At 38.5% G+C, this 20,593-nt stretch carries 25 protein-coding genes; 15 read left to right on the forward strand and 10 right to left on the reverse strand.

What is annotated here, in order from left to right; translation table 11 throughout:
* Positions 1–3 precede the first annotated feature (3 nt).
* The 9 genes from thiI (at position 4) to ACXYSN_RS01235 (ending at position 9,005) form a co-directional block, all read left to right on the forward strand.
* Positions 4–1,218, forward strand: coding sequence for a tRNA uracil 4-sulfurtransferase ThiI (thiI, locus tag ACXYSN_RS01195; protein WP_045615534.1), 1,215 nt, complete (start codon positions 4–6; stop codon positions 1,216–1,218).
* Positions 1,219–1,353: 135 nt separating this feature from the next.
* On the forward strand, positions 1,354–2,178 hold the full coding sequence (locus ACXYSN_RS01200; RefSeq protein ID WP_006150039.1) for an alpha/beta hydrolase: 825 nt from the start codon (positions 1,354–1,356) through the stop codon (positions 2,176–2,178).
* A gap of 21 nt (positions 2,179–2,199) precedes the next feature.
* Positions 2,200–2,940 (forward strand): esterase family protein, encoded by a 741-nt coding sequence (locus ACXYSN_RS01205; protein WP_458635870.1) that lies wholly within the window; start codon positions 2,200–2,202, stop codon positions 2,938–2,940.
* A 12-nt stretch (positions 2,941–2,952) separates the two neighbouring features.
* On the forward strand, positions 2,953–4,119 hold the full coding sequence (locus ACXYSN_RS01210) for an ATP-grasp domain-containing protein (protein WP_458635871.1): 1,167 nt from the start codon (positions 2,953–2,955) through the stop codon (positions 4,117–4,119).
* Positions 4,120–4,277: 158 nt separating this feature from the next.
* Positions 4,278–5,183: an aquaglyceroporin Gla gene (gene gla / locus ACXYSN_RS01215; protein ID WP_414277617.1), complete on the forward strand. Its 906-nt coding sequence runs from the start codon at positions 4,278–4,280 to the stop codon at positions 5,181–5,183.
* A gap of 168 nt (positions 5,184–5,351) precedes the next feature.
* Positions 5,352–5,885 carry a YutD family protein gene (locus tag ACXYSN_RS01220; RefSeq protein WP_458635872.1) on the forward strand — a complete coding sequence of 178 codons (534 nt, stop codon included), beginning with the start codon at positions 5,352–5,354 and terminating at the stop codon, positions 5,883–5,885.
* A 16-nt stretch (positions 5,886–5,901) separates the two neighbouring features.
* The gene (gene rlmN, locus ACXYSN_RS01225) at positions 5,902–6,987 is read left to right on the forward strand and encodes a 23S rRNA (adenine(2503)-C(2))-methyltransferase RlmN (protein ID WP_000804756.1); all 1,086 of its coding nucleotides are present in this window, start codon (positions 5,902–5,904) and stop codon (positions 6,985–6,987) included.
* 1 nt (position 6,988) lies between these two features.
* Positions 6,989–7,462 carry a VanZ family protein gene (locus ACXYSN_RS01230; RefSeq protein WP_458635873.1) on the forward strand — a complete coding sequence of 158 codons (474 nt, stop codon included), beginning with the start codon at positions 6,989–6,991 and terminating at the stop codon, positions 7,460–7,462.
* A gap of 1 nt (position 7,463) precedes the next feature.
* On the forward strand, positions 7,464–9,005 hold the full coding sequence (locus ACXYSN_RS01235; protein WP_458635874.1) for an ABC-F family ATP-binding cassette domain-containing protein: 1,542 nt from the start codon (positions 7,464–7,466) through the stop codon (positions 9,003–9,005).
* A gap of 101 nt (positions 9,006–9,106) precedes the next feature.
* On the opposite strand, the gene ACXYSN_RS01240 is transcribed toward ACXYSN_RS01235, so the two are convergent.
* The 7 genes from ACXYSN_RS01240 to ACXYSN_RS01270 all read right to left on the reverse strand — a co-directional run bounded on the left by ACXYSN_RS01240 (position 9,107) and on the right by ACXYSN_RS01270 (position 15,243).
* Positions 9,107–10,381: a hypothetical protein gene (locus tag ACXYSN_RS01240; RefSeq protein WP_458635875.1), complete on the reverse strand. Its 1,275-nt coding sequence runs from the start codon at positions 10,379–10,381 to the stop codon at positions 9,107–9,109.
* Between the two features lie 115 nt (positions 10,382–10,496).
* Positions 10,497–11,771, reverse strand: coding sequence for a hypothetical protein (locus ACXYSN_RS01245; protein WP_458635876.1), 1,275 nt, complete (start codon positions 11,769–11,771; stop codon positions 10,497–10,499).
* Between the two features lie 107 nt (positions 11,772–11,878).
* Positions 11,879–12,118 carry a zinc-ribbon domain-containing protein gene (locus ACXYSN_RS01250; protein ID WP_458635877.1) on the reverse strand — a complete coding sequence of 80 codons (240 nt, stop codon included), beginning with the start codon at positions 12,116–12,118 and terminating at the stop codon, positions 11,879–11,881.
* Positions 12,119–12,145: 27 nt separating this feature from the next.
* Entirely contained in the window at positions 12,146–12,952 is an 807-nt protein-coding gene (locus tag ACXYSN_RS01255) for a peptidylprolyl isomerase (RefSeq protein ID WP_254804248.1), read from the reverse strand.
* A gap of 53 nt (positions 12,953–13,005) precedes the next feature.
* On the reverse strand, positions 13,006–13,836 hold the full coding sequence (locus tag ACXYSN_RS01260; protein WP_025168709.1) for a Cof-type HAD-IIB family hydrolase: 831 nt from the start codon (positions 13,834–13,836) through the stop codon (positions 13,006–13,008).
* Between the two features lie 16 nt (positions 13,837–13,852).
* Positions 13,853–14,596 carry a DeoR/GlpR family DNA-binding transcription regulator gene (locus tag ACXYSN_RS01265; RefSeq protein WP_441348040.1) on the reverse strand — a complete coding sequence of 248 codons (744 nt, stop codon included), beginning with the start codon at positions 14,594–14,596 and terminating at the stop codon, positions 13,853–13,855.
* Positions 14,597–14,709: 113 nt separating this feature from the next.
* Complete coding sequence (locus tag ACXYSN_RS01270) at positions 14,710–15,243, reverse strand: hypothetical protein (protein WP_458635878.1); 534 nt, start codon at positions 15,241–15,243, stop codon at positions 14,710–14,712.
* A 178-nt stretch (positions 15,244–15,421) separates the two neighbouring features.
* On the opposite strand from ACXYSN_RS01270, the gene rpsP reads away from it, so the two are divergent.
* The 5 genes from rpsP to ACXYSN_RS01295 all read left to right on the forward strand — a co-directional run bounded on the left by rpsP (position 15,422) and on the right by ACXYSN_RS01295 (position 17,675).
* Positions 15,422–15,694, forward strand: a complete 273-nt coding sequence (gene rpsP / locus ACXYSN_RS01275; protein ID WP_004253064.1) for a 30S ribosomal protein S16 — start codon at positions 15,422–15,424, stop codon at positions 15,692–15,694.
* A 19-nt stretch (positions 15,695–15,713) separates the two neighbouring features.
* Positions 15,714–15,953 (forward strand): RNA-binding protein KphA, encoded by a 240-nt coding sequence (kphA, locus tag ACXYSN_RS01280; protein ID WP_458635879.1) that lies wholly within the window; start codon positions 15,714–15,716, stop codon positions 15,951–15,953.
* 143 nt (positions 15,954–16,096) lie between these two features.
* Entirely contained in the window at positions 16,097–16,615 is a 519-nt protein-coding gene (gene rimM, locus ACXYSN_RS01285) for a ribosome maturation factor RimM (protein WP_373113129.1), read from the forward strand.
* The gene (gene trmD, locus ACXYSN_RS01290; RefSeq protein ID WP_458635880.1) at positions 16,605–17,324 is read left to right on the forward strand and encodes a tRNA (guanosine(37)-N1)-methyltransferase TrmD; all 720 of its coding nucleotides are present in this window, start codon (positions 16,605–16,607) and stop codon (positions 17,322–17,324) included. The genes rimM and trmD overlap by 11 nt, the downstream gene beginning before the upstream one ends.
* 12 nt (positions 17,325–17,336) lie before the next feature.
* Positions 17,337–17,675 carry an ATP cone domain-containing protein gene (locus ACXYSN_RS01295; protein WP_004253071.1) on the forward strand — a complete coding sequence of 113 codons (339 nt, stop codon included), beginning with the start codon at positions 17,337–17,339 and terminating at the stop codon, positions 17,673–17,675.
* A 29-nt stretch (positions 17,676–17,704) separates the two neighbouring features.
* On the opposite strand, the gene ACXYSN_RS01300 is transcribed toward ACXYSN_RS01295, so the two are convergent.
* Positions 17,705–18,025: a hypothetical protein gene (locus ACXYSN_RS01300; RefSeq protein WP_254727112.1), complete on the reverse strand. Its 321-nt coding sequence runs from the start codon at positions 18,023–18,025 to the stop codon at positions 17,705–17,707.
* Between the two features lie 92 nt (positions 18,026–18,117).
* Here ACXYSN_RS01300 and ACXYSN_RS01305 point away from each other — a divergent pair, with 92 nt between their 5' ends.
* Positions 18,118–18,333, forward strand: coding sequence for a YdbC family protein (locus ACXYSN_RS01305; protein ID WP_458635881.1), 216 nt, complete (start codon positions 18,118–18,120; stop codon positions 18,331–18,333).
* Positions 18,334–18,386: 53 nt separating this feature from the next.
* Here the strand turns inward: ACXYSN_RS01305 and ACXYSN_RS01310 are convergent, their stop codons facing one another.
* Together ACXYSN_RS01310 and gor are read right to left on the reverse strand one after the other, a co-directional pair.
* Positions 18,387–18,926: a biotin transporter BioY gene (locus ACXYSN_RS01310; protein ID WP_254727115.1), complete on the reverse strand. Its 540-nt coding sequence runs from the start codon at positions 18,924–18,926 to the stop codon at positions 18,387–18,389.
* Positions 18,927–19,065: 139 nt separating this feature from the next.
* Entirely contained in the window at positions 19,066–20,412 is a 1,347-nt protein-coding gene (gor, locus tag ACXYSN_RS01315) for a glutathione-disulfide reductase (protein ID WP_458635882.1), read from the reverse strand.
* Positions 20,413–20,593: the final 181 nt, after the last annotated feature.

Here is a 20,593-nt window from a genome sequence, read left to right on the forward strand (position 1 = left end):
TTCATGCAGTATTCAGAAATTATGATTCGCTATGGTGAGCTTTCAACCAAAGGCAAAAACCGTATGCGTTTCATCAATAAACTACGTAATAATATCTCAGACGTTTTATCCATCTATCCTCAAGTCAAAGTCACTGCTGATCGCGATCGTGCCCATGCTTATCTGAATGGAGCAGATTATGAACCAGTGGCAGAATCTCTCAAGCAAGTTTTTGGGATTCAAAACTTTTCTCCAGTGTATAAGGTTGAAAAATCCGTAGAAGTTCTTAAGTCTGCTGTTCAAGAGATTATGAAAGACATCTATAAGGAAGGGATGACCTTTAAAATTTCAAGTAAGCGAAGTGACCATAACTTCGAGTTAGACAGTCGAGAACTCAACCAAACTCTTGGTGGAGCAGTATTTGATGCTATTCCAAATGTGCAAGCTCAAATGAAAAATCCTGACATTAACCTTCAAGTGGAAATTCGTGAGGAAGCAGCTTATCTTTCTTATGAGACCATTCGAGGAGCAGGTGGTTTGCCAGTTGGAACTTCTGGAAAAGGGATGCTCATGTTGTCAGGAGGGATTGACTCACCTGTTGCTGGTTATCTAGCTCTGAAACGTGGGGTAGATATCGAGGCTGTTCACTTTGCGAGCCCTCCCTACACCAGTCCAGGTGCCCTCAAGAAAGCCCAGGATTTAACCCGTAAATTGACTAAGTTCGGAGGAAATATCCAATTTATCGAGGTTCCCTTCACGGAGATTCAAGAAGAAATCAAAGCTAAAGCTCCAGAAGCCTATCTGATGACACTGACTCGTCGCTTTATGATGCGTATAACAGATCGTATCCGTGAGGTCCGAAATGGTTTGGTTATCATCAATGGTGAAAGTCTTGGTCAGGTGGCTAGCCAAACCCTTGAAAGCATGCAGGCCATCAATGCCGTGACCAATACACCAATTATCCGTCCAGTCGTGACCATGGATAAGTTGGAAATCATTGATATTGCACAAGAAATTGATACCTTTGAAATTTCTATCCAACCATTTGAAGATTGTTGCACGATTTTTGCACCTGATCGTCCCAAAACAAATCCAAAGATTAAGAATGCGGAGCAGTATGAAGCACGTATGGATGTCGAAGGCTTGGTTGAGAGAGCAGTAGCGGGAATCATGATTACTGAAATTACGCCTCAGGCTGAGAAGGATGCAGTCGATGAGTTGATCGATGATCTCCTTTAATCAGAAAAACCAGAGGAAAAGATAAAATAAGTAAAAAAAGTTAGTTTATTGTCCAAAATTTGGACGGGAACTGACTTTTTTTCTATTTTTATGATATAATTAGGTAAAATTTTGAATATAGAGAGTTTTCTGACAATGAATCAATCTTATTTTTATTTAAAAATGCGAGAGCATAAATTGGTGGTTCCCTACACAGGTAAGGAGCGTCGCGTACGTGTTCTCCTCCCTAAAAACTATGAGAAAGATACGGATAGAAGTTATCCAGTTGTGTATTTCCATGATGGACAAAACGTCTTTTATAGTAAGGAATCCTACGTCGGCCATTCCTGGAAGATTATCCCAGCTATCAAGCGAAATCCGGATATCAGTCGCATGATTATCGTGGCCATTGACAACGATGGACTTGGACGGATGAATGAGTATGCGGCATGGAAATTCCAAGAGTCTAACATTCCTGGTCAACAATTTGGTGGTAAAGGTGTTGAGTATGCAGAGTTTGTTATGGAAGTGGTTAAGCCTTTTATCGATGAAAACTATCGGACAAAATCAGACAGAAAACACACTGCTATGATAGGATCTTCTCTGGGTGGGAATATTACCCAGTTTATCGGTTTGGAGTATCAAGATCAGATTGGTTGCTTGGGAGTTTTCTCATCAGCTAACTGGCTGCACCAAGAAGCCTTTGATCGCTATATTGAACGTAAAAAGCTTTTGCCTGACCAACGAATCTTTATCTATGTTGGAACGGAAGAAGCAGATGACACAGATAAGACCCTAATGGCTGGCAATATCAAGCAGGCCTATATTGATTCTTCTCTTCGTTATTATCATGATTTGATAGCAGGAGGGGTACGGTTAGAAAATCTCTCTCTCAAGGTTCAGGCTGGAGCCATTCACCATGAAGTTCCCTGGTCAGAAAATCTACCAGCTTGCCTACGTTTTTTTGCAGAAAATTGGTAAATAGTAAAAAGGAGACAGGATATGAATATTGAACATCTTAGCCACTGGAGTGGACATCTAAATCGTGAAATGTACGTAAACCGATATGGACATGCGGGTATCCCTATTGTAGTTTTTCCTTCTTCAGGTGGTAGCCACAATGAATACTATGATTTTGGCATGATTGATGCTTGTGCATCCTTTATCGAGGAAGGCCGTGTTCAGTTCTTTACACTTTCAAGTGTTGATAGTGAGAGCTGGCTTGCTACTTGGAAAAACGGGCATGACCAAGCTGAAATGCACCGTGCCTATGAACGATATGTCATTGAAGAAGCCATTCCTTTTATCAAGCATAAAACAGGTTGGTTCGATGGTATGATGGCGACAGGATGCTCCATGGGAGCTTACCATGCTCTCAACTTTTTCCTACAACATCCGGATGTCTTCACGAAAGTGATTGCTCTTAGTGGTGTTTATGATGCACGTTTCTTTGTGGGTGATTACTACAATGATGATGCCATCTATCAAAATTCACCAATAGACTATATCTGGAATCAAAATGATGGCTGGTTCATCGATCGTTACCGTCAAGCTGAAATTGTGATCTGTACTGGACTAGGAGCCTGGGAACATGATGGCCTACCTTCTTACTACAAACTCAAAGAAGCCTTTGATCAAAAACAAATTCCTGCCTGGTTTGCAGAATGGGGACATGATGTCGCCCATGACTGGGAATGGTGGCGCAAACAAATGCCTTATTTCCTTGGTCACATGAGTCTATAAAAGGAGTCGCTTATGAATTATCTTGTAATTTCACCCTATTACCCACAAAATTTCCAACAATTTAGTATTGAACTAGCCAATAAAGGAATCACAGTTCTAGGGATTGGGCAAGAACCCTATGAACAACTAGATGAACCATTGCGCAATAGCTTGACTGAGTATTTCCGAGTTGATAATCTTGAAAATATCGATGAGGTTAAACGTGCAGTTGCCTTTCTTTTTTATAAACATGGACCAATTGACCGCATTGAATCACACAATGAATACTGGCTAGAGTTGGACGCTGCCCTTCGTGAACAATTTAATGTCTTTGGTGCCAAACCAGAAGACCTTAAGAAGACTAAGTTCAAGTCCGAAATGAAGAAACTCTTCAAGAAAGCAGGAGTTCCAGTTGTGCCTGGTGCTGTTATTGAAACAGAAGCAGATGTTGATAAAGCTGTGAAAGAAATCGGACTTCCAATGATTGCCAAACCTGACAATGGAGTGGGAGCTGCCGCAACCTTCAAACTTGAAACAGTAGATGATGTCAATCACTTTAAGGATGAATGGGACCACTCAACCGTCTATTTCTTTGAAAAATTTGTAACCTCAAGTGAAATCTGTACCTTCGATGGTTTGGTAGATAGAGATGGAAATATCGTCTTTTCTACGACCTTTGACTACGCACACACCCCCCTAGATCTCATGATCTACAAGATGGACAATTCTTATTATGTTCTCAAGGAGATGGATCCAAAATTGCGTAAATATGGTGAGGCAATTGTCAAAGAATTTGGCATGAAGGAACGTTTCTTCCATATTGAGTTCTTCCGTGAGGGTGATGATTATATTGCCATTGAGTACAATAATCGTCCAGCGGGTGGCTTTACCATTGATGTCTATAACTATGCCCATTCTTTTGACTTGTATAAGGGATATGCAGCGATCGTTGCAGGTGAACCATTCCCAGCTTCTCAATTCGAGCCCCTATACTGTTTGGCGACATCACGCCGTGCTAATGCCAACTATGTTTATTCAGAAGAAGATTTGCTGGCTAAATATGGAAACCAGTTCAAGGTCAAGAAAATTATGCCAGCAGCCTTTGCTGAATTGCAAGGAGACTATCTCTATATGCTAACGACACCAAGTCGTGAAGAAATGGAACAAATGATTAAGGACTTTGGTCAGCGTCAAGAATAATTAAAATTTGGACTTAACAAACGATGTTTGTTAGGTCTTTTTTGTAGAATTGAAATAAAAGCGTTTTCTCACAGGATTCTTTTAGAAAATCTGTTGCTAAAAGCCCTAAAAATTGATAGAATAGGGACTGTCTAAAAAATATTAAGGAGAATCTATCAATGGATTTCACATGGGCAGTCAAATATGCCACTGAATTTTTGGGAACAGCCATCTTGATTATCTTGGGTAATGGTGCAGTTGCCAACGTTGAACTTAAAGGTACGAAAGGTCACCAAAGTGGCTGGCTCGTTATCGCTGTTGGTTACGGTATGGGGGTTATGATCCCTGCCTTGATGTTTGGTAATGTTTCTGGTAACCACATCAACCCAGCTTTCACACTTGGACTTGCAGTTAGCGGACTTTTCCCTTGGTCACAAGTAGCGCAATACATCATCGCACAAGTTTTGGGAGCAATCTTTGGACAAGCCTTGGTTGTTGCAACTCACCGTCCATACTACTTGAAGACAGAAAACCCAAACAACATCTTGGGTACTTTCTCAACAATTTCAAGTATTGACCATGGAACAAAAGAATCACGCTTTGCAGCTTCAGTTAACGGTTTTATCAACGAGTTCGTTGGTTCATTTGTACTTTTCTTTGCAGCACTCGGTATGACAAAGAACTTCTTTGGTGCCGAATTGCTTTCTAAAGCTCAAGGATTGATTAACGATCAAGTTGCACAAGCGACTGCCCAAGGTCAAACAATTCCTCAAGAACAAGTTACTGCAGCTCTTGAACAAGCAAAAACTCAAGTAGCTCCATTCTTGTCACCAGGACTTGCTGTTGGACACTTGGCTCTTGGTTTCCTCGTAATGGCCTTGGTTACTTCACTAGGTGGACCTACAGGACCAGGTTTGAACCCAGCTCGTGACTTTGGACCACGTCTTCTTCACGCAGTACTTCCAAAATCAATCCTTGGTGAACACAAGGGTGATTCAAAATGGTGGTATGCTTGGGTACCAGTAGTTGCACCGATTGCAGCTGGTATTGCAGCAGTAGCACTCTTCAAATTACTTTACATGTAATCTTTAAAAAACTGGGAATTCCCAGTTTTTTTCTTTTTCAAAACTAGAAATGTTCTTCAACTCCTAAATGCTTAAATCGTCAGACTTTTTTCATTTTAAAACTATAGGTGAAAATATGGCAAAAATATGGTAAAATAGAGTATTAAGTAAACGTTAAAAAGGAATATTATGCGTAAAGAGATTGCACCCGAATTATATAATTACAATAAATTCCCTGGTCCTGAATTTCATCTATCTGGAGATAAAGTCGAAGCTGAAGGGTTTACCTTTACCTTGGTTGAAAATAGCAAGGACGCTTTTGATACAACAGCATTTACTCAACGCTTTTCAGAAGTTTTAAACAAGTATGATTATATTGTAGGAGACTGGAGCAATGAGCAGCTACGCTTACGTGGTTTCTACAAGAATGAGCGAGCTGAAGAGTCTCTCGAGAAAATCAGCCGTTTACAAGATTACCTACTTGAGTATTGCAGTTATGGTTGTGCCTATTTTGTCCTAGAAAATGAAACTCCTAAACGAGCACCATTTGACCAAAAAATGCGCAAAAAAGAGGAAGAAAAGGATACCCGAAAAGGGAAGAAAACATCTCAAAATAAAAAAAGAAATAACACGGACAAGAGAAATAGACGACGTCGTAAGGAACAGAAAACTCAGAACGAAGAAAAAGGGCAACGTCATTTCGTCATCCGTCAGAAAGATTAGAGAATAAGGAGAAAACATGAAACCGTCGATTTATAGTTTAACACGCCAAGGCATGCAAGAATGGGTCTTGGAACAGGGCGAAAAGAAATTCCGTGCCGACCAAATCTGGGAGTGGCTTTACCGTAAACGTGTTCAGACATTTGAAGAAATGACCAACTTGTCTAAGGATTTGATTGCCAAACTCAATGACCAATTTGTAGTCAATCCCTTGAAACAACGCATCGTTCAAGAGTCAGCTGACGGGACAGTTAAATATCTCTTTGAATTGCCAGATGGGATGCTGATTGAGACAGTTCTGATGCGTCAACACTATGGTTTGTCAGTCTGTGTAACAACTCAAGTAGGATGCAATATCGGTTGTACCTTCTGTGCATCAGGTTTGATCAAGAAGCAACGTGACCTCAATAACGGGGAAATCGTTGCGCAGATTATGTTAGTTCAAAAATATTTTGACGAACGTGGACAAGATGAACGTGTTAGTCATATCGTTGTTATGGGTATTGGAGAACCTTTTGATAACTACAATAACGTCTTGAACTTTATCCGTACCATCAACGACGATAAGGGAATGGCAATCGGAGCTCGCCATATCACTGTTTCAACTTCTGGCTTGGCCCACAAGATTCGTGAATTTGCTAATGAAGGTGTACAGGTTAACCTTGCTGTTTCTCTTCATGCACCAAACAATGAACTCCGTTCAAGTATTATGAAGATTAACCGTGCCTTTCCAATTGAAAAACTCTTTGCAGCGATTGAGTATTACATCGAAACAACCAACCGCCGTGTGACTTTTGAGTACATCATGCTCAATGAAGTTAATGATGGAGTCGAACAAGCGCTTGAGTTGGCAGAATTGCTGAAAAATATCAAGAAATTGTCATATGTCAACTTGATTCCTTACAACCCAGTTAGTGAACATGACCAGTACAGCCGTAGTCCTAAAGAGCGCGTGATGGCCTTCTATGATACGCTCAAGAAGAAAGGCATCAACTGTGTTGTTCGTCAGGAACATGGTACTGATATCGATGCAGCATGTGGACAATTGCGTTCAAATACCATGAAACGTGATCGCCAAAAAGCAGTAGCTGAAGTAAATCCATAAGATGAAACGAAAAAAATTACTAAGCTTGGGAGTCGTGCTATACAGTCTTTGTATCGTCTGTTTTTGCTTTACTCCCCAGCCTCAACTTCCTACAGGAGTGGAAACTCCAGGTATTCAAACTTTTGGACGCCTGGTTTTTCTTTTGACCCCTTTTAACTCCCTTTGGAATCTGGGAGAAGTAACCAGCTTTTTACAACTGTTTTGGATTTTTTTGCAAAATGCCTTAAATATTCTCTTGCTCTTCCCACTGATTTTCCAACTTCTCTATCTCATGCCTGGTCTAAGAAAAACGAAGAAAGTGATTTTGTTCAGTTTTTTACTAAGTCTAGGAATCGAATGCACGCAACTAGTTTTAGACTTTTTCTTCGACTTTAACCGGGTCTTTGAGATTGATGATTTATGGACCAATACCTTGGGTGGTTACCTGGCTTGGCTTCTCTATAAACTATTAGATAAAAACAAGATAAGGAATTAGAATGAGTATCTTAGAAGTAAAAAATTTAAGTCACGGTTTTGGTGACCGTGCAATTTTTGAAGACGTATCTTTTCGCCTCCTCAAAGGTGAACATATCGGTCTGGTCGGTGCCAATGGTGAAGGAAAATCAACCTTTATGAGCATCGTGACTGGTAAAATGCTACCTGATGAAGGTAAGGTGGAGTGGTCTAAATATGTGACTGCCGGCTACCTGGACCAGCACGCCGTGCTCAAAGAGGGTCAAACTGTGCGTGATGTTCTTCGTACAGCCTTTGATGAATTATTCAAAGCAGAAGCACGTATCAATGATCTTTACATGGAAATGGCAGAAGAGGGTGCTGATATTGAGGCCCTGATGGAGGAAGTTGGAGAACTCCAAGACCGTTTGGAAAGCCGTGATTTCTATACCTTGGATGCTAAAATCGATGAAGTAGCGCGTGCCCTTGGTGTCATGAACTTTGGGATGGACACGGATGTGACAGCTTTGTCTGGTGGGCAAAGAACCAAGGTGCTTTTAGCCAAACTCCTTCTTGAAAAGCCAGATATCTTGCTTTTGGACGAGCCAACCAACTATCTGGATGCTGAGCATATCGACTGGCTTAAACGCTATCTTCAGAACTATGAAAATGCTTTTGTACTCATTTCGCACGATATTCCTTTCCTCAACGATGTGATTAATATTGTCTATCACGTTGAAAATCAACAGTTGACACGCTATTCAGGCGATTACTACCAGTTCCAGGAAGTCTATGCTATGAAGAAATCACAACTGGAAGCAGCCTATGAACGTCAACAGAAAGAAATTGCGGATCTCAAGGACTTTGTGGCTCGAAACAAAGCACGTGTCGCAACGCGTAACATGGCTATGTCTCGTCAGAAAAAATTGGACAAGATGGATATCATCGAGCTTCAAAGTGAGAAACCAAAGCCGTCCTTTGAATTCAAAACGGCTCGTACACCTGGACGCTTTATCTTCCAAGCCAAGGATTTGCAGATTGGGTATGACCGTCCCCTTACCAAACCATTAAATCTGACCTTTGAACGCAATCAAAAGGTTGCCATCATTGGTGCTAACGGTATCGGGAAAACAACCCTCTTGAAGAGTCTCTTGGGCATCATTCCTCCAATTGCTGGGGAGGTTGAACGTGGTGACTATCTAGAACTCGGCTACTTTGAGCAAGAAGTGGAAGGAGGCAATCGTCAGACACCACTGGAAGCAGTTTGGAATGCCTTTCCGGCGCTCAATCAAGCAGAAGTCCGTGCTGCCCTTGCCCGCTGTGGTTTGACGACTAAACACATTGAAAGTCAGATTCAGGTCTTGTCAGGTGGGGAGCAAGCCAAGGTGCGTTTCTGTCTCTTGATGAACCGTGAGAACAATGTTCTTGTTCTTGACGAGCCTACCAACCACTTGGATGTGGATGCCAAGGACGAACTCAAACGTGCTTTGAAAGAATATAAGGGTTCTATCCTTATGGTTTGCCACGAACCTGACTTCTATGAAGGCTGGATGGATCAAATCTGGGATTTCAATGAACTAACATAAATAGCCATAAAAAAGCCAAGTCTATGTGACTTGGCTTTTTTACGAGGTACGTAACAAGTAGAAGTCCTATTGCTTCCGCCCTGTTTCTGTATCAAAAATAACTAATTGGTTTGATTTCCCACGATTTCATCCTCTTCAAAGTGTCCCACGCCATCTTCAACAACAAATGGGCAAGTGACTTTCTTTTTTATCCCATTTTCATCATAAGAACAAGTGATGTTATAGATTCCATCGGAAAATGAATTTTTTGGTAAAGATAAGATTTTTTCCTTAAAGGCATCTAAAGGACTACCATTTTCTGCCTTGATTTTCGTAAGGTCACAATCAAAATCGAGAGTAAGTCCCTTGTTTTTCATGAGATCTTTTGTTGTAATATTATAAAAGCCAGCTGCGTCAGAATCTCCTTTTTCTCGATTGCTGACAGCCTGCGCCATAATTGCCACATAGTAGTTTTCTATTGGATATTTTCCAAATTTAAAACTAGAAGTTATTGGTGTCGCAAAGAGTTTATCTATTTTTTCAGCAGTAGCATTTTTGATACTGTCTTCTTCTTGTTGGAAATTAGGCCTTTCTTTGTATACATCTAGTAAGAAACTGAATTCATCTTGTTTGACAGTGTGAAATAGTGCCTTTTCTTTGTCGTTAAGAAGTGTTTCAAGATCTGTTCCTGAAAGAAGAAAGAAATTTGATAAATGTTCTCCACTCGTTCCTTGAATTTTTGCAGTAGTAGTTTCTTTTAAAATAGTTCCATCTGATAATTTTTCTGTATATGTTAGCTTGTAGGCTGTTCCGTAAAATGCTTCAATCTCTCGGTGTTTATCAACTAACTCAACCTTTCCCTTAAGTCCCAGTGATTGAAATTCTTTAGCGAAAGAAGGAGTAGTATTTTTAATTGAGGAGGAAGTGGCTGTGATTAGTCCTAGGCAAGTGTATAAAATTACCATAAATGCAAAGACAAAGCCAAGTATAGCCAAAATATCTTTCTCTTGCCCTAACTTGATCGTCTGATAAATTCCGACAAGGAGGATGATAGAGTACACAATACTGGCACAAATTAATACTGGATAATTATCAATGTAATTAAGTGGAAAACCTATTATTTGCATGAAAAATCCAATTGTAGCTAGAACCAACTGTATAGTACATGTCTTTTGAATCAACTCATTATCTTCAAAGGAGGCTTTTAATTTTGAAATATCTCTAAAAATAAAAATATTTCCTAGCGCTATTCCAGCATATGATGCGAAAAATGCCGGCCACAAGATTATAAAAGCAAAACCTCCAGAATCATAAGTAATCGAATAAACAACATTAAAGACTAAATATGTTGGCAAGAGTAAACCAAGCCGGAATAGGTTTATTTTATAGGGTTTCATAGGGGAACCTCCTTTGTTACTGTTAACTGCATTATTTCATAATTGAATAAGAAAATAGAGCGTTTACACGGAAGCGTAAAATGATAAAGCCGAGTCTATTTGACTAATTTAGTTGCTAATCAGTATCTTTTTCAAAGTAACTCTTACCATTTTCAACCACCATAGTGATTTTGACGTTGCCGTCAGATAATGTGCTAACAGTGAATTTATAGATACCATCTGATAGAGTTCCAACTGGAAGTGATGTTAATTTATCTTTTAAGTAGTCTACACGATTATCAATTTTATGATTTTGTTTATCCTCGATTTCAATAAAATTGAAGTGCTCGATAGAAACTATTAAAGTTTTATCGTTGATATGTTTGTTAATATCGATATTGTAAAATCCTGCAACATCTGTATCTCCATTTTCTCTGTTTTTTACAGCCTCTTTAATAAGATCACTATAAAATTTTATTTTGTCAGCTGGTTTAATCTCGACATTATAATTCTCTAGTAATTTGCCACCAACTGCCTCATTTATTTTAGTCGCTATATCATCTTCTAATTTTAGATTATATATTCTTTCTTCATAGACTTTTAAGACGAATTCAAATTGTTCAAGTGTAACTTTATCAAATAACTCTTTTTCCGTATCGTTTTCAAGATAGGAACGAATTTCTTCCTTGTCCTTTTCATCCAATGTTGTCACGTGTGTTCCATTTTGCACATCAGAAACATTAATAAAATCGATAAAACTTTTTCCATTCGATAAAGTCTCATTATAGAATAAAGTAGTAAGTGTTCCGTTATAGGGTTCAATTAAATGTTTTTTCTCATATACTTCGACTTTTCCTTTTAGGCCAAAGTCTTTAAAGTCTTGTACATATTGATCCGTCGAACCCCATACTGAAACGTTGCTATTCATGATTAACAATGAATTACACAACAAAACGACTATAGTACCAAATACAAAACTTGAAATGCTAGAAAGTTTTTTGTCTAGATTAAGCTTCACTTTTTGAAAGTTTCCAATAAGGAAGATAATAGAGTATAGGAGACTAACGCTAAACAATGTTGGAAAATTATTAATATAATTGATTGGCCCCCAACGTAGATACACCATATTTGATAGTTGTAAGCAGACTCCTATAGTCGCTAAAATTACTTGTATGGTACTAGTCTTTTGGACTAACTGATTATCTTTAAAGCTTGATTTTAATTTCAGAGGATCTCTAAAGGCAAAAAAATTACCTAAAAGAATCAAACCTATTGCTAAAAAGAATATAGGCCATAGAATGAAAAAAGCATAACCTGCTGAATAGAAGAGGGCAAAATAAACTAGATTATAGATTAAATATCCTAATAAGACCAAGCAAAGTCGTATTAAGCTTATTTTATATGGTTTCATAGGAAAACCTCCTCGTTACTATTAACTAAATTATATCATATTTGAAGTAAAAGAGAACGCTTACATAAAAGTGAAAATAAAAAAGATAGGCCGAATGACCTATCTTTTTAATAGTTGAGATATTGTTCGATCTCAGACTTTTGAATTTCTTTACCGTAATGACAAATAGGGCAAGAAACAAAATATGTTTTACCGTAAGGAAAGAGTGGAATCCAGTAAAGAGTAAACTTGCGTCCGTATTCTGTAATTTCCCAAGTGCCTACATTGTTACAGTGCCCACACTCAATAGTAGTTTGAGTATGTCCGAGCACTTTTTGATAGCCTTTTGAACCCCAAAGTAAAAGCATTTTAACATCTCCTTAAAGTTAATGAGTTTATTGTTTACTGAAATCGTAGTCTTTAACAATTTCGATACTGTCGATGGTAATAGCAGTAGTTGGTTTATCTTTTTCGTCTTTTTCAGCCTTGGCAATTTTATCTACTACATCCATCCCATCAATCACTTGACCAAAGACTGGGTGTTTCCCATCGAGAGTAGGATTTCCACCTTCTTTGTAAGCTTGGATAATTTTCTTAGGATAGCTACTTGTAGGAAGTTTAGCAGAATAGTCTGTTGTACTTTGGTTGATGAAGAACTGGCTACCATTTGAGTTTGGTTGACCAGTATTGGCCATAGATAGAGAACCACGAATATTATAGAGATATGGAGAAATTTCGTTTTTGAAACCTGTTCCCTTGTCCTTGGTTTTATCCTTATCATGCCAGATAGATTCACCACCTGTTCCATCTCCCTTAGGATCCCCAGTTTGTACCATAAATCCATCGATTACGCGGTGGAAAGTCACACCATTGTAGTAACCTTCTTTAGCATGAGTAAGGAAGTTTTCAACTGCAAGAGGGGCTAGCTTTGGAAAAAGTTTGATACGAATATCACCCAGACTTGTGTGAATGATAGCTTCAGCTTCGTCTTCAGCTACTTCCTTAGAAAGTTGGGGGAAGTTAGCATTTTCATTTGTTAAGGCGTCTTTCAAATCTTTTTCTGCTTGAGTAGCGGCTTTAGAACTTTCTTCAGTAGCAATCTTAGAATCTACGTAATCATCACCACGAAGTGCACGTTGGATGCTTGTACATCCACCAAGAGCAAAAGTTGAAATGAGTAGTAGTGTAGCTAATTTTTTCATGTTAATCCTCTCAAAAATCATTTTTTCCATTGTACCCTAAAAAGAAGTGGATTTCAAATATTCAATTGTGATGATTCCGATAGTACATACAATTTTATGGCCTTACTTACACCATTTTGATCATTAGAATCTGTTACTGTATTTGCGCAAGTTTTGACATCTGTAGGTGCGTTTCCCATTGCAACACCAAGTCCAGAAGTCTCAATCATTGGAATATCATTATAATTATCTCCAATAGTCATAATTTCAGAAAGTGAAAGTTGATAATACTTGGCTAATTCTAATAAAGCTTGTTTTTTGGATACTTGATTATGTGTAACTTCTAGATAGTTATCTTTAGAGAGATAGAAGTTGGTTTGAGGGAAATCTATTGAGGATAAGTTTTTTTGAAGTTTCTGTATGGTATCCGTATTATCTATCAGCAAAAGTTTATGAACAAGAGTTTTCTCGTCTTTTATAAAATCTGCTAAAGATGTAACTTTTGGACTTTCTCCAGTAATAGTTGCTTCGATTTCTACCCACTCATCAATTGTATTCACAAGCCAATCTTTTCCGGAGTAAACATTGATAGAAACTGTCGGGAATTCTTTTTTTAAAAAATCATGTAGTAAGAGTAATTCCTTTTTATTAATAGTATGCTGTCTTAGGATTTTATCTCCTAAACTGATGAGTGCTCCATTATAGCAGGCAATGGGACATTCGGTGATGCCAAGCTCTTTGGAAATTGGCGCTATACCGAGAGGAGATCTAGCAGAAGCTAAAACAAAAGGAATATCACATTGTTTTAAAAGTGGCATCAGTTCTATCAAATGAGAATCTAATTGGTGATTTTTATCCAAAATAGTACCGTCAATATCACTCATGATTAACTTTATTACTGACATATTTTTCTCCTTTTTATTAAAATAGAATAGTTGTTTTGCCATCTAAAGATTGTTGAATGTCTAAGTCGGGTTCTTTGTCTGTAATCCAATAATCAAAATCAGTAAGTTCGGAAAGAATATAATGAGAGTGTTTGTTTATTTTGCTAGTTTCAGCTAACAAGACGCGAATTTTACTAGTTTTAAATGCTCTTTTTTTCATGAGAACATCTTCTTGATCCTCAAAGCTAACTTGTCCGTCTGAAAGACTAGCTGCACCAAAAAATGCTATGTCAAATTTAATTCTATTCAAAGATTCGGATTCTTCTAATGAGTAATAGAAACGATTCTTTTTATGAAATCGTCCACCGATAATGTGAAAATCAACATTTTCATTTTCTCCTAAGACCAGTGCATTATCCAATGAATGGCTGAAAATAGTAACTTTTTTATCTGTTATTTTTGCTAACTCAAGTACAGTTGTTGAAACATCATAGAAAATTAATTGTGAATCAGAAATGAGTTGGGTAGCTAAATGAGCAATTTTCGCTTTTTCTTTAGAAGATTGTTCTGCTCGACCTTGGAAACCAAGAATCCTTTGCTTTTGAATTGGCAATAAACCTCCATGAGTTCTTTTTGCTCGTTTCTCCTTTGCGAGAATTGCAAAATCTCTACGGATGGTATCTTTGGAAACATGGAAATGTTCAACCATTTCTTTTGCTGACAGACTTCCTCTATCCTCTAAAAGTTTTATGATTTCTTCTAATCGTTGTTCTTGGTACATAGGAATTCCTCCTTTTAATACTAATATACCTCTTTTGTAAGTCGTTGTCAATAAATGTAATGATTTATAAGTGTTTTAAATGGTTTATAAAAAAATCAACCAGTCTTGGTTGATTAAAGATTCTTTTTCGGATGGCGTTCAATGATTGCTTGATGATCCTTGAGTGCCTGTTTTCCTTTGGGAGTTAGTTTATAGCCACGGATAGAGAAGCAGTTGGTCAATTCTTCTTCTGAAAAATGATCATGAAGTGCTTGATTCAAGTCAGATGCCTTCATCTTAGAGACTCCGGTGACACCCTTCTTTTTAAGGATATTCTTTTTCATGGTAGCATTTAGATGATCAAGCGAGTCAAAGGCTGTTTCAATAATAGCATAGCCTTTTTCAACGAGCATTTCTAAATGTTTTGGTGCATCAATTCCATAAGTATACTCAAAATATTTTGGAAACCAAGTTTCAGTGGTGAAAGTTCCAAAGTTGATTATCCAGAGAAGGATGATATCACCTGTTAATAAATTATTCTCAAGGAGTTCCATATTGCGTTTTGGTACAGGTTTAGGATTTAGGAGCCAAGCTTCCATATCACGATTTGGAGATATGTAGGGTTTGACTGGATAGTCTTTATAGATGGTACTCAAAATAGTGTTCATAAAATTATTCTTTCTTTTTTCCTTACAAGTCTAACAAATTTCAAAAAAAAAATAAAAATATTTAAACTCTGTCAAGTTTTTTTCTTGACACCTCTCAGAAATCTGATATAATAGAACATGTGCTAAATAGCTTAGCTATTTCACCGAACTAAAAAATAAAAGAAAAGAGATATTAAAAATGGCAGTAAAAATCCGTTTGACTCGTATGGGTTCTAAGAAAAAACCTTTCTACCGTATTAACGTAGCAGATTCACGTTCACCACGTGACGGACGTTTCATCGAAACAGTTGGAACTTACAACCCACTTGTTGAAGAAAACCAAGTGACTTTGAAAGAAGACCGTATTCTTGCATGGTTGGCTGATGGAGCTCAACCTTCAGATACAGTTCGTAACATCCTTTCAAAAGAAGGCGTATTGAAGAAATTCCACGATTCTAAATTCTCAAAATAAGTTTAAAGTAGGTTGACAGATGGATACGATTGAAAATCTCATTATTGCAATTGTGAAACCTTTGATTTCACAACCAGATGCCCTAACTATCAAGATTGAAGATACACCAGAATTTTTGGAATATCATTTGGATCTTGACCAAATCGATGTGGGTCGTGTAATCGGTCGTAAGGGTCGCACTATTTCTGCGATAAGAACGATTGTCTACTCTGTCCCAACTGAAGACAAAAAAGTAAGAATCGTTATTGACGAAAAATAAGAAAAGCGGGATGATATCTCGCTTTTTTTGTAAGCAAAATCAAGAATGATCTGTACAATTGAAGAATCGTTATCCCTTTCTCCAACTTGTGAAAATCCCTGTAACATGATAAAATAAAGGGAGAAATAGATACAGGAGGTCAGATGAACTACTTTAACGTTGGGAAAATTGTCAACACTCAGGGTTTGCAAGGTGAGATGCGAGTCTTGTCAGTGACAGATTTTACTGAAGAACGCTTTAAAAAAGGGGCAGAACTTGCCTTATTTGATGATAAAGATCAATTTGTTCAGACAGTGGTCATCGCGAGCCACCGGAAGCATAAGAATTTCGATATTATCAAGTTTAAAGATATGTACCATATCAATGATATCGAAAAATACAAGGGTTATAGTCTAAAGGTTGCAGAGGAGAATCTCAATGACCTAGATGACGGTGAGTTTTACTACCACGAAATTATCGGTCTAGAAGTCTATGAGGGAGATAACTTGATTGGGACCATCAAGGAAATCCTTCAACCAGGTGCCAATGATGTCTGGGTGGTCAAACGTAAAGGCAAACGTGACCTGCTCTTGCCCTATATTCCGCCTGTTGTCCTTAATGTAGATATTCCTAATAACCGTGTGGATGTTGAACTCTTAGAAGGGTTAGACGATGAAGATTGATATTTTAACTCTCTTTCCAGAAATGTTCACACCCTTAGAACATTCCATCGTTGGAAAGGCTCGTGAAAAAGGACTCTTAGATATCCACTATCATAATTTTCGTGACTACGCTGAAAAGGCCCGTCATGTTGACGATGAACCCTACGGTGGTGGTCAAGGGATGTTGCTAAGAGCGCAACCCATCTTTGATGCCTTTGATGCCATTGAAAAAAAGAATCCGCGCGTGATTCTATTGGATCCAGCTGGTAAGCAGTTTGACCAGACTTATGCGGAAGATTTATCGCAAGAAGAAGAGCTGATTTTCATCTGTGGTCACTACGAGGGTTATGACGAGAGGATTAAGACCTTGGTAACCGATGAGATATCTCTTGGAGATTATGTCTTGACTGGTGGAGAACTAGCTGCAATGACCATGATTGATGCGACGGTTCGCTTGATTCCAGAAGTTATCGGGAAGGAAGCAAGTCACCAGGATGATAGCTTTTCATCAGGTCTCTTGGAATATCCTCAGTACACAAGACCTTACGATTTTCGTGGTATGTTAGTTCCGGATGTGCTTATGAGTGGCCACCATGAAAATATCCGTCAATGGCGTCTCTATGAGAGTCTGAAGAAAACCTACCAACGCAGACCTGATTTGCTGGAACATTATCAGTTGACAGCAGAAGAAGAGAAAATGTTAGCAGAAATAAAAGAAAATAACAATTAAAAGGAGAAACCTATGCAAGTAATTAAACGTGATGGACAAGTCGCTGATTTTGATCCAGATAAAATCTACCAAGCTATTCTTAAAGCAGCTCAAACAGTCTATGTATTGACGGACGATTTGCGCCAAAACCTAGCTCAAGTGACTAAAAAAGTTGTTTTGGATTTGGAAGAAGCAAAAGTAGAGCGTGCAACCATCAGCATGATCCAATCAATGGTTGAACACCGCTTGCTTGGAGCAGGATACATTACCATCGCAGAACACTATATCTCTTATCGTTTGCAACGTGATTTGGAAAGAAGTGGGTATGGCGACCACATCGCGGTTCACCTACATTTTGAACAAATTCGTTAATAGAAAAAGAGTGAGATGAGTTCATCATCTCACTCTTTCTTAAATCTTCTTTTTTGAGCAGTTTGGATAGTAGAGGGAACGAAAGTCACTCTTCGAATATCCGACACTCGAATAATACGGCTTACATTTTTGGCGAAATTTTTAACGATAATTTGTTGGCGGTCAGTATCATACTTGATAATATCGCCTGTAAAACTCGTTTCAGCAAAGATGATATGGACAGCCGTTTTTTTGGCTAGTGCTTCTTCAAGTCTAGCAATGAGGGGATCGCTTTTCTCAGGAATGGAATCTTCATGACCATTCACAAAATCATGGACTTTTTGTAAAGCTTGTTTCAAGAAATCTTTCATTCCGGCCTCCCTTCTTTTATTCATTATATAAAAATTTTATGAAATCTACAAGATTTTTCGAATTATCAATTGAGAACAAAAAGGAGAAGGACATGGCAGAATTTACTTTTAAAATTGAAGAACACTTACTCACTTTATCTGAAAACGATAAAGGATGGACCAAGGAAATCAATCGTGTCAGCTTTAATGGAGCTCCAGCAAAGTTTGACATTCGTAGCTGGAGTCCTGATCACACAAAGATGGGGAAAGGAATCACGCTCTCAAACGAGGAGTTCCAAGTGATGGTAGATGCCTTCAAGAATCAATAAGCGTTTATGCAAACATAAATGAAAAGAGGAAGGGAAAAAATCCCGACCTCTTTTTATTTGTTTGAAAAATAGGGTTGACTGCTAAGTCGTTGAAGGAGTGGTCGTCCGATAAAACTGATGGCAATAATTTTTGCAAGATCAGGAATGATGAAGGGAATGACGCCGACAGCGAGAGCCTTGTCAATAGGCATACCAGCAAGGAAGTGGAGGCTGAGGATACCACCGACAAAAACAAGTGAATCACCCAAGAGATTGGCTAGGAAGATACGTACAACACCACTATTTGTGTGTGTTAGATAAGATGCAAGTCCTGCATAGACTAGGTCAAACCAAAGATAACCAGCGCTTGGTCCAACTAAAACATGGAAACCAGCTCCACCGCTAGCAAAAACGGGAAGTCCAATAGCACCAAGCAAAAGATAAAGTCCTACAGAGAGAACAGCTTCCCTTGGTCTAAAAACAGTAGCAATGAGACCAATAGCAAAGTTTTGCAGAGTAAATGGAACAGGTCCAATTGGAATGCTAATTTGGGCTAATACTGCAATCAGAGCTGCTCCAATAGCAGGAATAGCATAAATGTGTGCTTTTTTCATAATAGTTAACCTCTTTTTTAATTTATAGTAACTATTATACTGGAAGAGATATAAATGTCAACCTATTTTAAAAACAAAGGTTACAAACTTGTAACGGCCGATTTAAACAAAAAAGAGACCAAGAGGTCTCTTTCGGGGATTAACGCATAGTCACAAACTCTTCTGAACCAGTTGGATGGATAGCGACGGTTGCATCAAAGTCAGCTTTTGTAGCTCCCATTTTGATAGCAACTGCAAAACCTTGAATCATCTCATCGACGCCATAGCCGATACCGTGAAGACCAACGACCTTTTCGTCTGCACCAGCTGTAACTAGCTTGAAGCGAGCTTCTTGACGGTGGCTAGTCACTGCTGAATACATAGAAGCAAATTTTGAAGTATAGACTTTGATGTTTTCTTGTCCATACTCTTTGATAGCTTCTTCCTCAGTCATACCGACAGTTCCGATAGCTGGGTGTGAAAAGACAACGGTTGGAATAGTTGCATAGTCCATTTTGGCATTGGTTTTGCCATTGAATAGTCTTTCTGAGAGAGTACGACCAGCTTTGATAGCGACAGGTGTTAGTTCTTTTTCGCCTGTAACATCTCCAAGAGCATAGATACCGTCAACGACGGTGTTTTGGTATTCATCAACTTTGATAAAATCACGTTCATTGAGGGTAACGCCTGCTTTTTCTAGATTGAGTCCTTCAACGTTTGGACGACGACCTGTAGCCCAAATAACTTGACTAGCAGTATGCGTGCTACCATCTTCAAAATGAATGGTAATGCCTTCTTCAGTTTTTTCAAGTTTAGCAGGAACCTTATGGGTGTGTAGGTTTAGTCCAGTATTAGCCATTTCTTGAACTAGACTCTCAATAATATAGCTATCAAATCCACGAAGTGGACGTTCACGACGGACAAATAAATCAGTCTGTACGCCAAGGGTATGGAGTAAGCCAGCCAATTCGACTGCAATGTAACCAGCACCCAGAATAGCTACTGATTCAGGTAACTCTTCCCAGGCAAAGACATCATCAGAGCTACCGCCTAGTTCAGCACCAGGAATGGCAGGAATATGAGGATGTGCCCCAGTCGCAATCACAATATGCTTAGCATGGATCAATTCGCCATTAACGCTGACAGTATGAGCATCAACGAACTCGGCACGTCCTTCAATCAAATCAACTCCGTTGCGCTTGAAGCTTCCATCATAAGATGAACGAGCACGGTCAATATAGGCTTCACGATTCTTACGAAGCGTTGCGTAATCAAATTGATTCCCAGTACTTGTAAAACCATAGTCAGGTCCATATTTGTGGATACTCTCTGCGATTTGAGCACCGTACCACATGATTTTTTTAGGGACACAGCCCTGGTTGACACAAGTTCCACCTAATTTCTTTTCCTCAATAACTGCCGCTTTAGCACCATGTTCGCCAGCACGATTCATGGTAGCAATTCCTCCGCTACCTCCTCCGATGGCGATAATATCATATTCTCTCATAAGAAAGCTCCTTTATTTGTTTTCTAGTCATATTCTATCTTTTTTTGGAAGTCAATGCAAAAATCTGCTACGCTTAAATTTCTTAAGAAAATGCTTGCAAAAATAAAAAAGAAGTTGTATTATATAACTAACACAACAATAAAAGATTTGGCAATTATTTTTGGATGGTCAGAAAGCAATT

It is taken from the genome of Streptococcus sp. V869 (assembly GCF_054353515.1).

What these genes read in the sequence shown, in the direction of transcription:
- ACXYSN_RS01210 (WP_458635871.1), top strand. Translation starts at nt 2,953, where the DNA reads ATGAATTATCTTGTAATTTCACCCTATTACCCACAAAATTTCCAACAA.
- ACXYSN_RS01305 (WP_458635881.1), top strand. Translation starts at nt 18,118, where the DNA reads ATGGCAGAATTTACTTTTAAAATTGAAGAACACTTACTCACTTTATCT.
- ACXYSN_RS01255 (WP_254804248.1), bottom strand. Translation starts at nt 12,952, where the DNA reads ATGAAAAAATTAGCTACACTACTACTCATTTCAACTTTTGCTCTTGGT.
- rpsP (WP_004253064.1), top strand. Translation starts at nt 15,422, where the DNA reads ATGGCAGTAAAAATCCGTTTGACTCGTATGGGTTCTAAGAAAAAACCT.
- ACXYSN_RS01235 (WP_458635874.1), top strand. Translation starts at nt 7,464, where the DNA reads ATGAGTATCTTAGAAGTAAAAAATTTAAGTCACGGTTTTGGTGACCGT.
- ACXYSN_RS01265 (WP_441348040.1), bottom strand. Translation starts at nt 14,596, where the DNA reads ATGTACCAAGAACAACGATTAGAAGAAATCATAAAACTTTTAGAGGAT.
- ACXYSN_RS01220 (WP_458635872.1), top strand. Translation starts at nt 5,352, where the DNA reads ATGCGTAAAGAGATTGCACCCGAATTATATAATTACAATAAATTCCCT.
- ACXYSN_RS01240 (WP_458635875.1), bottom strand. Translation starts at nt 10,381, where the DNA reads ATGAAACCCTATAAAATAAACCTATTCCGGCTTGGTTTACTCTTGCCA.
- kphA (WP_458635879.1), top strand. Translation starts at nt 15,714, where the DNA reads ATGGATACGATTGAAAATCTCATTATTGCAATTGTGAAACCTTTGATT.
- ACXYSN_RS01200 (WP_006150039.1), top strand. Translation starts at nt 1,354, where the DNA reads ATGAATCAATCTTATTTTTATTTAAAAATGCGAGAGCATAAATTGGTG.
- ACXYSN_RS01230 (WP_458635873.1), top strand. Translation starts at nt 6,989, where the DNA reads ATGAAACGAAAAAAATTACTAAGCTTGGGAGTCGTGCTATACAGTCTT.
- ACXYSN_RS01245 (WP_458635876.1), bottom strand. Translation starts at nt 11,771, where the DNA reads ATGAAACCATATAAAATAAGCTTAATACGACTTTGCTTGGTCTTATTA.
- gor (WP_458635882.1), bottom strand. Translation starts at nt 20,412, where the DNA reads ATGAGAGAATATGATATTATCGCCATCGGAGGAGGTAGCGGAGGAATT.
- ACXYSN_RS01295 (WP_004253071.1), top strand. Translation starts at nt 17,337, where the DNA reads ATGCAAGTAATTAAACGTGATGGACAAGTCGCTGATTTTGATCCAGAT.
- rimM (WP_373113129.1), top strand. Translation starts at nt 16,097, where the DNA reads ATGAACTACTTTAACGTTGGGAAAATTGTCAACACTCAGGGTTTGCAA.
- gla (WP_414277617.1), top strand. Translation starts at nt 4,278, where the DNA reads ATGGATTTCACATGGGCAGTCAAATATGCCACTGAATTTTTGGGAACA.
- ACXYSN_RS01260 (WP_025168709.1), bottom strand. Translation starts at nt 13,836, where the DNA reads ATGTCAGTAATAAAGTTAATCATGAGTGATATTGACGGTACTATTTTG.
- rlmN (WP_000804756.1), top strand. Translation starts at nt 5,902, where the DNA reads ATGAAACCGTCGATTTATAGTTTAACACGCCAAGGCATGCAAGAATGG.
- thiI (WP_045615534.1), top strand. Translation starts at nt 4, where the DNA reads ATGCAGTATTCAGAAATTATGATTCGCTATGGTGAGCTTTCAACCAAA.
- ACXYSN_RS01250 (WP_458635877.1), bottom strand. Translation starts at nt 12,118, where the DNA reads ATGCTTTTACTTTGGGGTTCAAAAGGCTATCAAAAAGTGCTCGGACAT.
- ACXYSN_RS01310 (WP_254727115.1), bottom strand. Translation starts at nt 18,926, where the DNA reads ATGAAAAAAGCACACATTTATGCTATTCCTGCTATTGGAGCAGCTCTG.
- ACXYSN_RS01205 (WP_458635870.1), top strand. Translation starts at nt 2,200, where the DNA reads ATGAATATTGAACATCTTAGCCACTGGAGTGGACATCTAAATCGTGAA.
- ACXYSN_RS01270 (WP_458635878.1), bottom strand. Translation starts at nt 15,243, where the DNA reads ATGAACACTATTTTGAGTACCATCTATAAAGACTATCCAGTCAAACCC.
- trmD (WP_458635880.1), top strand. Translation starts at nt 16,605, where the DNA reads ATGAAGATTGATATTTTAACTCTCTTTCCAGAAATGTTCACACCCTTA.
- ACXYSN_RS01300 (WP_254727112.1), bottom strand. Translation starts at nt 18,025, where the DNA reads ATGAAAGATTTCTTGAAACAAGCTTTACAAAAAGTCCATGATTTTGTG.